Source organism: Microvirga sp. VF16 (assembly GCF_016864375.1).
Taxonomy (GTDB): Bacteria; Pseudomonadota; Alphaproteobacteria; order Rhizobiales; family Beijerinckiaceae; genus Microvirga.
The window spans coordinates 26,824-38,861 of sequence record NZ_CP069354.1 but is presented as its reverse complement, the minus strand read 5'-3'; the positions used below and the strand labels follow the sequence as shown (position 1 = coordinate 38,861).

13 protein-coding genes are annotated in these 12,038 nt (G+C 64.0%); 2 read left to right on the top strand and 11 right to left on the bottom strand.

The annotated features are described in order from the left end of the window. Positions 1-10 precede the first annotated feature (10 nt). From JO965_RS00200 to JO965_RS00185, 4 genes are all read right to left on the bottom strand, one after another. On the bottom strand, positions 11-598 hold the full coding sequence (locus JO965_RS00200) for a DUF2239 family protein (protein WP_203441737.1): 588 nt from the start codon (positions 596-598) through the stop codon (positions 11-13). Between the two features lie 82 nt (positions 599-680). Next, a complete protein-coding gene (locus JO965_RS00195) occupies positions 681-1,229 on the bottom strand; it encodes a regulatory protein RecX (RefSeq protein ID WP_203441736.1) in 549 nt (182 codons plus the stop codon). Further along, positions 1,226-1,978 carry a phosphatase PAP2 family protein gene (locus tag JO965_RS00190; protein WP_203441735.1) on the bottom strand — a complete coding sequence of 251 codons (753 nt, stop codon included), beginning with the start codon at positions 1,976-1,978 and terminating at the stop codon, positions 1,226-1,228. The genes JO965_RS00195 and JO965_RS00190 overlap by 4 nt, the downstream gene beginning before the upstream one ends. 165 nt (positions 1,979-2,143) lie before the next feature. Then, entirely contained in the window at positions 2,144-3,331 is a 1,188-nt protein-coding gene (locus tag JO965_RS00185; protein ID WP_371826898.1) for a winged helix-turn-helix domain-containing protein, read from the bottom strand. Between the two features lie 196 nt (positions 3,332-3,527). Here JO965_RS00185 and JO965_RS00180 point away from each other — a divergent pair, with 196 nt between their 5' ends. Beyond that, complete coding sequence (locus JO965_RS00180) at positions 3,528-5,039, top strand: MDR family MFS transporter (protein ID WP_203441733.1); 1,512 nt, start codon at positions 3,528-3,530, stop codon at positions 5,037-5,039. A 63-nt stretch (positions 5,040-5,102) separates the two neighbouring features. On the opposite strand, the gene JO965_RS00175 is transcribed toward JO965_RS00180, so the two are convergent. The 5 genes from JO965_RS00175 to JO965_RS00155 form a co-directional block, all read right to left on the bottom strand. Then, complete coding sequence (locus JO965_RS00175; RefSeq protein ID WP_203441732.1) at positions 5,103-6,275, bottom strand: ABC transporter permease; 1,173 nt, start codon at positions 6,273-6,275, stop codon at positions 5,103-5,105. Further along, positions 6,272-7,234 carry an ABC transporter ATP-binding protein gene (locus JO965_RS00170; protein ID WP_203441731.1) on the bottom strand — a complete coding sequence of 321 codons (963 nt, stop codon included), beginning with the start codon at positions 7,232-7,234 and terminating at the stop codon, positions 6,272-6,274. The genes JO965_RS00175 and JO965_RS00170 overlap by 4 nt, the downstream gene beginning before the upstream one ends. After that, positions 7,231-8,217: an HlyD family secretion protein gene (locus JO965_RS00165; protein ID WP_203441730.1), complete on the bottom strand. Its 987-nt coding sequence runs from the start codon at positions 8,215-8,217 to the stop codon at positions 7,231-7,233. Before JO965_RS00165 ends, JO965_RS00170 begins: the two co-directional genes overlap by 4 nt. Next, positions 8,214-8,861: a TetR/AcrR family transcriptional regulator gene (locus tag JO965_RS00160; RefSeq protein WP_203441729.1), complete on the bottom strand. Its 648-nt coding sequence runs from the start codon at positions 8,859-8,861 to the stop codon at positions 8,214-8,216. The genes JO965_RS00165 and JO965_RS00160 overlap by 4 nt, the downstream gene beginning before the upstream one ends. A 161-nt stretch (positions 8,862-9,022) precedes the next feature. Continuing rightward, a complete protein-coding gene (locus tag JO965_RS00155; RefSeq protein ID WP_203441728.1) occupies positions 9,023-9,274 on the bottom strand; it encodes a hypothetical protein in 252 nt (83 codons plus the stop codon). A 201-nt stretch (positions 9,275-9,475) separates the two neighbouring features. On the opposite strand from JO965_RS00155, the gene JO965_RS00150 reads away from it, so the two are divergent. Next, a complete protein-coding gene (locus JO965_RS00150; protein WP_203441727.1) occupies positions 9,476-11,020 on the top strand; it encodes an ATP-binding protein in 1,545 nt (514 codons plus the stop codon). A 107-nt stretch (positions 11,021-11,127) separates the two neighbouring features. Here JO965_RS00150 and JO965_RS00145 read toward each other — a convergent pair whose 3' ends face one another. After that, positions 11,128-11,502: a hypothetical protein gene (locus tag JO965_RS00145; RefSeq protein ID WP_203441726.1), complete on the bottom strand. Its 375-nt coding sequence runs from the start codon at positions 11,500-11,502 to the stop codon at positions 11,128-11,130. A gap of 53 nt (positions 11,503-11,555) precedes the next feature. Next, on the bottom strand, positions 11,556-11,780 hold the full coding sequence (locus JO965_RS49245) for a hypothetical protein (RefSeq protein ID WP_371826823.1): 225 nt from the start codon (positions 11,778-11,780) through the stop codon (positions 11,556-11,558). Positions 11,781-12,038: the final 258 nt, after the last annotated feature.

Sequence of the window (12,038 nt, the reverse complement as noted above, 5' to 3'; positions counted from 1 at the left end):
TTCTATCGCCTCACGCCTCAGACGACTCGCTCGCGAATGCCGCGCCGGCTAGCTTCTCGGCGTGGGCTCGAAGGTCCTTCGGCCAGAGCTGGATCAGAGCCTTGAACAGCCTCTGATCTCCGCCAAAGAGAGCGCGCGAGGCTTCCTCAAAACCGGCTTCATCACCGGCGAGAGTCGACATGAACCGATAGAGCGCCTCCTGGGCCTGCCGTACGCGATCCTTGGACTCGTTGCTGCGCCTTGCTTCCTCGACCACTTTGCGCAGCGCAACGGACGCACCGCCAGGCTGGGCATTGAGCCATTCCCAATGCCGCGGCAGCAGGGTCACCTCTCGCGCAACGACGCCGAGCTTGGGCCGGCCCGGGCCGCGGGGCTCGGGCTTGTCGGAAACCTCACCCAGCCGCTTCAGCACATCTTCGGGCGTGCCGCGAAAATCCACCTCAACGACCCGACAGGTCTCGTCGTCGAGAACGAGCACCGGCGCGCTCTCGCCCTCGTCGAGAACGGTCTTGGTTGCCTTGGCAACCGCGGCGAGGGGGCCCGAAGCGATCAGGCGCGGGCCCGCAAAGGCCGTGTATGTCTTGATTGGCTCGCCCATGATGTCCTCGCCGTTGTCGAATGTCGGCGAGTTTTATCCGGGTTAAATTAACTTGTCAATAATAGCCGGGTAAAACAGCGGCCTATGAAATGTCAGGCTCGTCGTCCTGCTCCGAGTCGATCACATCCCGCGCCACGTCGAACCGAAAGCCGGCCCGCGCCATGGCGGCGAGATCCTTGTCGCGATAGGGCGCCCGCTCGCCGGGTCTGAACGGTCCGAGCTTGCGGCGGCGGGCGAAGGCGCGGGCGGCCTCTTGCTCGTCGCCTTCCTCGCCTTCCAGGGCGGCCGCGATGGTCGAGCGGTCGACGCCCTTGGCGGAGAGCTTGGCCTGGATCGCACGGGCCGAGCCGCCGCGGCGGCGTAAGGATGCGACGCGGGCCTCGGCATAGCGGGTATCGTCGATGAGACCGCTGCGCAGGCTCTTGGCCACCACTTCATCGATCATCTCGTGAAACTCAGCCGGTTCCTCGCCGCGCAGGCGGCAGCGCTTGTCCACCTTGCGCCGCAGCACGCGGCGCAGGTTCTCGGCGGAAGATGAATAGCGCTCGAGATAGGCGAGCGCCGCGCGCTGCAGATAGGCGGGCGTGACCTTTCGCGGCGGCTTGCGGGCCGGCTTGTCGTCCTGGGTCATTCCGGCTTCGCGTCGGATGTGGGCGCGAGCTCGCCCGGCTTTTCCACCTGGCCGCGCCGTTGCAGCTGCAAGGCCACGAACCAGCACAGAGCCGCCCAGGCCGCGCCGACGGTCCAGCCGGCAAGCACGTCGCTCGGCCAGTGCACGCCGAGATAGACGCGGCTGACGCCCACGAGCAGGGTCACGACGATGGCGAGCGTCATGATGAAGGCGCTGACGCGTTTGCTCTTCTCGACCCGCGCGAGCAGCGCTCCCAGGGTCAGGTAGGTGATGGCGGAGAGCATGGCATGGCCGCTCGGGAAGCTCGCGGTATAGACGCGGGCCGCATGCGGCACGAGATCCGGCCGGGGCCGCTCGAAACCGATCTTGAGGCCGGTGGAGATCAGCATCCCGCCGACGATGGCAAACAGCACGAGAAGGGCTGCACCGCGCTTGCCGATCATCAGGAGATAGGCAAGGGTCGCAAGCGTCAGGAAGGTGAGGATGGCATAGCCGCCGAGGCCGGTGATGTCCCGCGCAGCCTCCTCGATCCAGGACGGCCCGAGCGGATTGGCCGGGTTCTGCGGGTCGCGCAGAGCGAGCAGAAGCTGGCTGTCGATGGCGTGGGTCTCTCCCTCGCGCACCTCGTCGGCCAGCGAGATGAAGGCCCAGGCGAAGAAACCGCAGGCGGACAAGGACAGAAGCGGGCCGATTTCATTGAGCCGCAGGCGAAGCCACAGGCGCGTGGCAGGGGCGAGAAGCGAGTTCATGGTCCCATGAGATAGGAAAGTTTGAGACGTCTGACGAGGGTTGGAGAGTTGCCCGTGTCATTCCCGGCGAGCCGAAGGCGAGGGAAGGGGATCCATAGAGCAGTGCCTGCAAGTGGATTCCCTTCCCCTTCGCTGCGCTCCGGCCGGGAATGACACCCCGGTAGGTCACACCTCCAGCCGCTTCCGCCATGGCTTCGGCGCGGTGATGCTGCCGAGGTTGAGCCATTCGGCCATCAGGCGCAGCTCGTCGCCGAGCGCAGGTGCGATCTCGTCTGGAGCAACGGCGGCCTCCGGGTGAATCGAGTGCACGATGAGATTGCCCGCGGCCCGGTCGGCCTTGAGGTCGACGCGGGCGACGATCTTCTCGCCGAGCACGAAGGGCAGGCAGTAATAGCCGAATTCGCGCTTCTCGGCTGGTGTGTAGATCTCGATCCGGTAGCGGAAATCGAACAGGCGCTCCGTGCGCGTACGCTCCCAGACGATGGGGTCAAAGGGCGAGACAAGCGCTTTCGCCTCGACACGGCGCGGGATCTTGGCCTGTGGGTCGAGATAGACCGGCCCGTTCCAGCCCTCGACGGTGACAGGGACCAGATCGCCCGCCTCCACGAGTTCGGGGATTCGCGCCTTCGCGTCCCGCGGCTCCAGGCGGAAATAGTCGCGCAGGCAACGCTCGGACGCGATGCCGAGCGAGCGGATGGAGAGCCGCAGCAGCTCGCGCTGCGCCTCGTCTTCGGCCGGTGTCGGGGCGTTCACGATCTCGGAGGGCAGAGCCCGCTCGGGCAGGTCGTAGATGCGTTCGAATCCACGCCGCGTGGCGGTGGTCACCTCGCCGGCCCAGAACAGCCACTCCAGCGCCCGCTTGCCGTCGCTCCAGCCCCACCAAGAGCCCTGGCCTTTGTGACCCCCTGAAAGCTCGCCCGCAGCCATGGGGCCGTGCGCCGCAATCTCGCGGCGGACCTCCTCGATGAAGGCGCGTTTCTCCAGCCCGAACCGGGCAAGTCCGCCATAGATGTCCTCGCCCCGCCTGGCGCGATCCATGCGCCAGCGGAAATAGGGTTGCAGATCGAGCCGGATCAGCGAAGCCTCGTGACCCCAGTATTCGAAGGCTTCGCGTTTCCTGCGGTGATAGGCCGTCTTTTCGAGCAGGCCCCGGTCATATGCGCCGATTCGCGAGAAGAGCGGCATGTAATGGGCCCGCACCAGCACATTGACCGAATCAATCTGGAGCAGGTGCGAGCGCTGCAGCACACGGCTCAAATGGCGCTTGGTCGCCGCGTTCGGTCGGCTTTCGTGAAACCCCTGGGCGGCCAGGGCAATGCGCCGGGCCTGAGCGAGAGAGAACTTGGTGCGGATTGCCATGGCGCGAACAATAGAGGAACATCGCCGGCCGACGCCAGAGGCGAGATTTCCACCTGACAATGAAAAGACGCGGAACCTGTGGATGGACCTTATACTTTAGATCAATCTGCGGTTCGAACGCATATCTGCCCTGCAACCGAGGGTCGGACAAAACCGCTTTGTCTCCTCTAGATGGGCTCTCCGGCACGCGATGGATACGATGGACCAGTCAACGAACGAGAGCCTGCGGGGAAATCCGACACCTGCTTTGAGCCACACCGAAATCCGCACGATCATCCTCGGCGTGATGCTCGCAATGTTCCTGGCGGCGCTCGACCAGACCATCATCGCGACGGCGCTTCCCACTATCGGCCGCGAACTCGGCGATCTGGAGCACCTGCCCTGGATCGTGACGGTCTATCTTCTGACCTCCACGGCCGTGACACCGCTCTACGGCAAGTTCAGCGATTCGTATGGCCGGCGCGTCACCATGCTGATCGGCATCGTGATCTTCATCATCGGCTCCATCGCCTGCGCGCTCGCACCCAACATGATCGTCCTCATTCTGGCGCGCGGCCTGCAGGGCATCGGCGGCGGTGGGCTGATCGCGCTGGCACAGACCATCATCGCCGACATCGTCGCGCCGCGGGAGCGCGGGCGCTATCAGGTCTATTTCGCCAGCGTTTTCATGAGTTCGAGCCTGCTCGGACCGGTGCTGGGCGGCTTCTTCGCAGAGCATCTGCACTGGTCGGTGATCTTCTGGATCAACCTGCCGCTTGGATTGCTCGCTCTCACCATCGCCTTCCACTCCCTGAAGAAGCTCCCGCGCTTCGAACGCCCGCACAAGCTCGATCTGCTCGGCGCGCTTCTCCTGGTGGCGGCCACCGTCGCGATGCTGTTGGCCCTGAGCTGGGGCGGGTTGCGCTATCCCTGGGGCTCCTGGCCGATCCTCGGGCTCTTTGCCCTGTCGCTCGTGCTCTGGGGGCTGTTCGCCACTCGCATGCGCCTCGCGCCCGAGCCGCTGATCCCGCCGGGGGTGCTGCACAATCCGGTGGTGCGCATGGCCGTGCTCGCCGCCTGTTTCGCCATGGGCACCTATATCGGGCTCACCATCTATCTGCCGGTCTATTTCGAGGCCGTACGCGGCCTCTCGGCAAGCGCGTCGGGTCTCGCGCTCATTCCGCTCATGGCCGGAACGGTGGTCGGCGCGACCATGTCCGGCCGCAGCATGGCGAAGGTGAAGCACTACAAGCGGCTTCCCACCGCCGGCCTTCTCGTGGCGATGGCGACCACGGGCGTGCTCGCGGTCTATGGGCCTTCCCTGTCCATCCTCACCGTCGAGATCATCCTGGCCGTGATCAGCGTGGGCTTGGGCACGGTCCTGCCCGTCACCATGGTGACGACCCAGAACGCGGTCGCTCCGCACCAGATGGGTACCGCGACCGGCACGGCCAATTTCTTCCGTTCGCTCGGCGGTGCCTTCATCGTGGCGATCTTCGGCGCCATCGTGCTCGGTGCGTCAGGCCTGAGCGGTGCGACGAGTTTCGAGACCCTGAGCGCGGTCGCGGCCCAGAGCGGCGTCGATCTGGCCGATGTGTTCAGCTACGTGTTCATGGCGGCCGTCATCGGCTTCGGGCTTTCGCTCGCCTTTCTCCTCGCCCTCGAAGAGCGGCCCCTGCGCGGCAGCGCGATCAAGGCCGCCGAGGCGGCGGTGGCCGATTGATCATCAGAGCATTGGAACCAAACGTGGATTGCACTTTTGGGATCAATTCCGATGCTCAATCCGCTAGTCCAGCGTCTGGCGGAAGCGCGCCACCGCCACGCCCATGGCGAACAGGGTGAAGGCTGCGAGCGCCAGAACGTCGGTCTGCAGGTCGGTGAAGGTCGCGCCTTTAAGCATGATCCCGCGCACGATGCGCAGGTAATGGGTCAACGGCAGGATCTCGCCGATGGCCTGCGCCCAGCCGGGCATGCCCTTGAACGGGAACATGAAGCCGGAGAGCAGGATGTTGGGCAGGAAGAAGAAGAACGACATCTGCATCGCCTGAAGCTGGTTCTGGGCAATGGTCGAGAAGGTGTAGCCGATCGATAGATTCGCCAGGATGAACAGCAGCGTCAGGCCGATGAGAAGCCAGAGGTTCCCGATTACCGGAATGTTGAACAGGAGCCTTGCGGCAACAAGGATGATGGTCATCTGCACACCGCCGACCATCAGATAGGGTGTGATCTTGCCGAGCATGATCTCGACCGGGCGGATCGGCATGGCAAGCAGGCTCTCCATCGTGCCGCGCTCGATCTCCCGGGTAACGGACAAAGCCGTGAAGACCAGCATGGTGAGCGTCAGGATCAGGCCCATGAGGCCGGGCACGATGTTGAGGCGGGTCTCGCCCGCCGGGTTGTAGCGCTGGTGCACACGTAATTCGTAGGGCAGCGGCTGGGGCGCAAGGTTTGCTGCAGGGCCGGTGAGTTCGCGGGAGAAGACCTGCGCCGAGAGCCCCTGGAGAGCTGCAACGGCACCACTCGTCGCCGTCGGATCGGCGGCATCGGCCACGACGAGAAGAGCGGGGCGCTCGCCGCGCATGAGATCGCGCCCGAAATGCGCCGGGATCTGCACGCCGAACAGCACCTTGCCGGAGAGGATCAGGCGGTCGAGATCCTCCTCGCTCGTGGCCGATATGGAGATGTCGAAATAATCGGTGGCGCGCATCGCCGCGATGAACGAGCGCGCAAACGCGCTGTCATCCTGCACGAGAACGGCGGTGGGAAGATGCCGTGGACTGGTGTTGATTGCGTAGCCGAACAGGGTAAGCTGCAGGAGCGGGATCATAATCATCATCGCAAAGGTGATGCGGTCGCGCCGCAGCTGGATGAACTCCTTGATGAAGGCAGCGCGAAGGCGCATCAGCGACGCCTTGATGCCCCGCGTGCGGCGATCGACATCGCTGATTCCGGCGCTCATCCGAAATTGTCCTTCGACCGGCTCATCAGATCGATGAACACATCCTCGAGCGTCGCTTCGCCCGGCTCCCATCTCTGCGGCCCGCGCTCACGCAGCTCCTTCGTGGCTGCATCGAGCCTCTCGCTGTCGCGCCCGCTCACATGAAGCGCCATGCCGAAAGGTGCGACCATGTCGACGCCGTCAAGCGTCTTGAGGCGTTCGGCGAGTTCCGCAAGATCAGGGCCCGTGACGGTGTAGGTCGCCAGATGCGCATTCGCGATGACATCGGCAACAGAGCCTTGCGTCAGCAATTCGCCATAAGCGATGTAGGCGATCTCGTGACAGCGCTCGGCCTCGTCCATGTAATGGGTCGAGACGAGCACGGTCATGCCCTCATGCGCGAGCGCATGGATCTCGTCCCAGAAATCCCGGCGCGCCTTCGGATCGACGCCGGCGGTCGGCTCGTCCAGGAGGAGAAGCTGCGGCTCGGGCAGAATGCACGCGCCGAGCGCCAGACGCTGCTTCCAGCCGCCGGACAATTCGCCCGCAAGCTGCTCGGCGCGGTTTTCGAGACCGAGCCGGCGGATCGCGTCGCGCGCGGCCTGTCGCGGATCCTCGAGATTGTAGACCCTGGCGACGAATTCGAGATTCTCGCGGATCGACAGGTCTGCATAGAGCGAGAATTTCTGCGTCATGTATCCAACGTGACGCTTGATCTCGGCCGATTGTGTGAGGATGTCGTAGCCGAGGCAGGTGCCGTGCCCGCTGTCGGGCGTCAGCAATCCGCACAGCATGCGGATGGTCGTGGTCTTGCCGCTGCCATTGGGCCCGAGAAAGCCGTAGATCAGCCCGCGCCGGACCTGCATGGAGAGATTCTTCACAACAGTGCGGCCACCGAAGGATTTGGTAAGCCCCTCGACATCGATGACGATCTCGGGTTCCGTCGCGACAGGGTGCGATGGGGCTGCATCCAGGGTCATGATCGCGGTTCCGGCTCGGTGGGCGTGACCGTCACCGGCAGGCCGATGGGCAGATCGGTTCCGTCGAGTGGACGCGCTTCGACGCGGAACACCAGCTTCGCCCGCTCCTGCTCGCTGAAGATCACCGGCGGCGTGAACTCGGCCTCGTTCGAGATGAAGCTGATGCGGGCCAGGAGCCCCTCCTTGCAGCTGTCGCAGGTGAGGCCGACAACCTGGCCGAGCGCGATCGTGGCAAGCAACGGCTCGGGCACATAGAAGCGGATGCGACGGTTGGCCGGAGGCAGGAGCGCGAGCACCGGCTGGCCGGCATTCACCGTCTCCCCGGCGCGAAAATAAACGTCCTGCACCTGGGCATCGGACGGGGCCTTCACCTCGCGCTTGGCAAGGCGAGTTTCCGCCTGCACCAGAGCCGCCTCATTCGCCTGCACGGCCGCTTCTGCCGCGCCGATCTCTCCCGAACGTCCCGCGATCTGTCCGGCATGGATCTGCCGCTGCACTTCGGCCAGCGCGGCCTTGTCGCGTTCGAAGGCGGTTCTCGCCTGATCGTATTGTGCCTTTGCGGCGATGCCGCGCTCGAACAGGGTTCTCTGCCGGTCGAGCTCCACTTGCGACAGGCTGAGTTGCGCCTGCGCGCGCTCTTCCTGCGCTTCGAGAACAGCGATCTCTTCTGGCCGTTGGAGAGCTGCTTTAAGATTAGCAAGCTGCGCGCGGGTCTGCTGCAGCTTGGCATCGGCCTCGTTGCGCTGCGCAGATTGTACTGATGCATCGAGCCTGAAGAGAAGCTTGCCCTCCGTCACGCGATCTCCGGAATCGACGGTCAGTTCATCGATGCGCCCACCTTCCTCGGGCGCCATGAAGACGAGATAGCCTTCGACATAGCCCTGGAAGCGGGTTGTACCGTCCGACCGCGGCCAGAAAAACCAGGCGGCTGTTCCCCCGGCGAGAAGCAGCACGGCGAGGACGATGAGCCGCGCGACCTTCATGACGGATGCCCTTTCAGCGCCTTCATCAGAAGCGTCAGATGCGCTTCCAGCATTGCCTCGATGTCGATGGGATCGAAGCGCTGGAAGAGGCTGGTCCAGAGCAGGGCGACGAGTCCCGGCGCGATGGCGAGCTGCGGAAACCGCACGATCTCGTCCGAGCGGAACTCGCCTCGAGCGACGCCCCGTTCGGCGATGCCGCGCAGGATCCTTAAGCCTCTGGCAATCACCTCGCGGTGATAGACCTCCGCCAGTTCCGGAAAACGGCTCGCTTCCATCAGGAGGAGGCGGACGATCTCGCGACGGCGCGTACCGAGGATCTCCGTCCTTAGGAACAGGAAAAGCGCCCTGAGCTGCTCCTCGGCCGAGAGCTCGGGATCCGGAATCTTCTGCTCGATGAGACCGACCGGACCGCCGATGCCGGAGCGCACCAGTGCCTCGAACAGGGCCTGCTTGGAGGACACATAAAGGTAAAGGGTGCCCTTGGCGACGCCCGCCCTGGCGGCCACGTCGTCGAGGCGGGCATCCGCAAATCCCTTTTCCAGAAAGATATCGAGGGCGGCATCCAGGATCGTCTGGAGCTTGGCCTGACGTTCGCTCTCGCTCCGGGCCGGAGCCCGCCGTTTCGTCTGCTGCCGTGCCGTCACGACATCCTCACCAATCAATTGACTGACTGGACAGTCATTATAGGGAAAATCGATTCGGAAGTCGAATCGGATTTCGCTCGGGCTCTCTTTGTGGGAGGCCATTGTGAGGTTCGGGCGGGTCTGAAACCCGTGAGCGGGTGACTAAAGCATCGCCAAACCGCCTATCGCCGGTGATGGCGTACCAGGGTCAAGAGAAGCGAGATGGTGAGAATCACCAGCAGGACGATGCCGACGGTCGTGAAAACCGTCTCGGCGCGTGAGGCGCCGGCAGGCGGGAGCATCAACCCGTTGGTTTCCTCCTGGATGATTGACCGATCGGCTGCTGCCTCCGGAGCCGGAATCCAGCCTGGCTCTTCTCCAACGAGGGCCGGAACGGCATGAAGGACGCGGCTGACGGAAAGCTCGCCGGGCATCGATCCCCTCCTGTATCGAGGTCCACGGTCGTTCCGAAAGTTAATGGTCGGGGAGCAGGCAGGTTTCCCAAAACCTGCGGCGTCATGGCTGGGGAAAGCCTATTTCGCCTGTGGAGGACTGACACCGACCCGGCACTTCCTTAAGCCTTGCCGTGTTAGGACCGGGCCGGGTTGTTTTCGAGGATGGCAAGAGGGAGGCTGATGAGGGTCGGCATCGACATGGGACAGGCGTCTTCCGCCCCCGGAGGACAATCGGCACTGCTCGATCTGGAAGAGCTTCTGGCGACGCGTCTGCTCGTCCAGGGCAATTCCGGTTCCGGCAAGTCGCATCTCCTGCGCCGCCTCCTCGAACAGAGCGCCAATCTCGTCCAGCAGGCCATCATCGATCCGGAGGGCGATTTCGTCACGCTGGCCGACAAGTTCGGCCATGTGGTGGTCGATGCCTCCCGCAGCGAGGGCGATCTGCAGCGCATCGCCGCCCGCGTGCGTCAGCACCGTGTTTCCGTGGTGCTGAGTCTGGAGGGGCTCGACGCCGAGGCCCAGATGCGCTGCGCCGCCGCTTTCCTCGGCGGTCTCTTCGATGCGGAGCGCGACTACTGGTATCCGATGCTCGTGGTGGTGGACGAGGCGCAGCTCTTCGCCCCTGCCGCCGCAGGCGACGTGTCCGACGAGGCGCGAAAGGTCTCGCTCGGTGCCATGACCAACCTCATGTGCCGCGGCCGTAAGCGCGGATTGGCCGGCATCATCGCGACACAGCGTCTCGCCAAGCTCGCCAAGAACGTGGCGGCGGAAGCCTCCAACTTCCTCATGGGGCGCACCTTCCTCGACATCGACATGGCCCGCGCTGCCGACCTTTTAGGCATGGAGCGCCGGCAGGCCGAGATGTTCCGCGATCTTGAGCGCGGTCACTTCGTGGCGCTCGGGCCCGCGCTCTCGCGCCGCCCGTTGCCGATCCGTATCGGCGCGGTCGAGACCTCCACCCGCACGGGCACCTTCAAGCTGATGCCGTTGCCGGAGCAGCCGAAGGCGGAGGCCCGCGATCTCATCTTCAAGGCCGGCGAGGACGAGGTGGTCGCCCGCCCGGTCATGCCGCGTCGTGCACCCCCGCCGCCTCCGGCTCCGTCCACCAACGATCTTCTGGCCCAGCTCGCCCGCACCCGGCCCGCAGCTGCGCCCGAATCGCAGCCTGAGGAGAACGAGCAGTCCAAGGCCGAGCGCGAGGCTGCCCTCGATGCGATCCTGCGCGAGATCCTCGACGATCCGGAAGCCGCGTTCCGCTCGGTTGCCGTTCTGTATCAGGATTTCCTCGTCCGCTGCCGCATCCGCCGCGTTTCCGGCGAGCCCTTGAACCTCAATGCCTTCCGTCGCCGCCTTGCGGTCGCCCGCGCCGGCGTCGATACGGCCACCGCCGAAGGTTCCGAATGGGACCGCGCGGTCGCCTTCGCGGCCGATCTGGCGGAAGACATCCAGGGCGTGTTCCTGCTCATCGCCCGCGCGGCCATGGAAGGCTCGGCCTGCCCGCCCGACGGCGAGATCGCCCGCGCCTGCGGCAGCCGCTCACCCGGACGCGCCCGGCGCCTCATCGCCTATATGGAAAGTCGCAACATCGTCGTGACCCGCAACGATCCGCGGGGGCTTCGCATCATCGCGCTCCCCGATCTTGGGTGGGAGACCGGCCCCGGCGACCCGAACGCTTTCGAGGAGCCGCAAGTGCCCGAGACACGGGATCTCTTCGCGGTGGGCTAGCGCATCGTGCGAAAAGTGGACCCGGTTTTCCGCGTCCAACGATGCGCTTTTCAAAGAGTGGAGCATCAAGACGGATGGTCGATACGGACGCCCACCTGTTCATGGGATCACGGGTCTAAAGGTGCCTGAATCAGATCAACATGCGGGTCAAGCATCCAGCCGAGTTGACCGGCGACGTGTGAGTATAACTGCGTTTTGAGAAAGCGATCCTTGATTGCCACAACAAGGTCGCGGCGACCTGAATATCTCCAGAGCGGCTCATCTGCTCCAGCGGCCGATATCAGGACTTCAGTATCCTGAGACACGAGGCCGTGGTGCCTGTTGAGCTCAAAATTGATGCGATACTCGTCAGAGCCTCTTTGCCCGTTCTTCTGCACCTTCACCTGAGCAACGACCAGGATATCGCTGCGCCCTCGCAAGGGCTCGGCTGAGAGTTTCAGGGTATCCCACAAGATGACTGAGTTTGGCCCAAGCCCGACCATGGCCGTTCTCCAGCTCCAAGAATATAGCCACCGCTCCTTTTTGGAAAATGTATTCACGATCCGTTCAACGGGACCACCTGGACCAACAGGTGTCTTTCGTCAGCGACTTCGACGACACACAGGGTTGGGTCCAAGCCCTCATCCGGCATTCTCGCTGCGAAGGCTTGGGCAATCCTCTGCGCCTCATCGTGGGCTGCCGTGAGATCGGGCAGATAAACTGAGCCAAGATCCTCAGTTTCCGCCAGGCATCGGAGGGTAAAGTAGAAGAGGCATTTCAACCTCCTGACGCATTTAAGACAGGATACACCATCTCCAATTCTTCATCGACGATATTCGGTTGAGTAGCCTGCCGCCGAACACTGTCCCATTGCCGTAGTTTTTAAGCAGATTTGTCTGAGAGAGGCTCTATCCGTCTCTCGGACGTCTTCGCAGTTGGACAAGTCATCAACTTAGCGCGATTGTCACCCCAGGGACAAAGAGTGTTGCATCATTGCGCCTCTCGCCCGCCTGATTCGGGTCGATGACGATGAGATGTG

What these genes read in the sequence shown, in the direction of transcription:
- JO965_RS00200 (WP_203441737.1), bottom strand. Translation starts at nt 598, where the DNA reads ATGGGCGAGCCAATCAAGACATACACGGCCTTTGCGGGCCCGCGCCTG.
- JO965_RS00195 (WP_203441736.1), bottom strand. Translation starts at nt 1,229, where the DNA reads ATGACCCAGGACGACAAGCCGGCCCGCAAGCCGCCGCGAAAGGTCACG.
- JO965_RS00190 (WP_203441735.1), bottom strand. Translation starts at nt 1,978, where the DNA reads ATGAACTCGCTTCTCGCCCCTGCCACGCGCCTGTGGCTTCGCCTGCGG.
- JO965_RS00180 (WP_203441733.1), top strand. Translation starts at nt 3,528, where the DNA reads ATGGATACGATGGACCAGTCAACGAACGAGAGCCTGCGGGGAAATCCG.
- JO965_RS00175 (WP_203441732.1), bottom strand. Translation starts at nt 6,275, where the DNA reads ATGAGCGCCGGAATCAGCGATGTCGATCGCCGCACGCGGGGCATCAAG.
- JO965_RS00170 (WP_203441731.1), bottom strand. Translation starts at nt 7,234, where the DNA reads ATGACCCTGGATGCAGCCCCATCGCACCCTGTCGCGACGGAACCCGAG.
- JO965_RS00165 (WP_203441730.1), bottom strand. Translation starts at nt 8,217, where the DNA reads ATGAAGGTCGCGCGGCTCATCGTCCTCGCCGTGCTGCTTCTCGCCGGG.
- JO965_RS00155 (WP_203441728.1), bottom strand. Translation starts at nt 9,274, where the DNA reads ATGCCCGGCGAGCTTTCCGTCAGCCGCGTCCTTCATGCCGTTCCGGCC.
- JO965_RS00150 (WP_203441727.1), top strand. Translation starts at nt 9,476, where the DNA reads ATGAGGGTCGGCATCGACATGGGACAGGCGTCTTCCGCCCCCGGAGGA.
- JO965_RS00145 (WP_203441726.1), bottom strand. Translation starts at nt 11,502, where the DNA reads ATGGTCGGGCTTGGGCCAAACTCAGTCATCTTGTGGGATACCCTGAAA.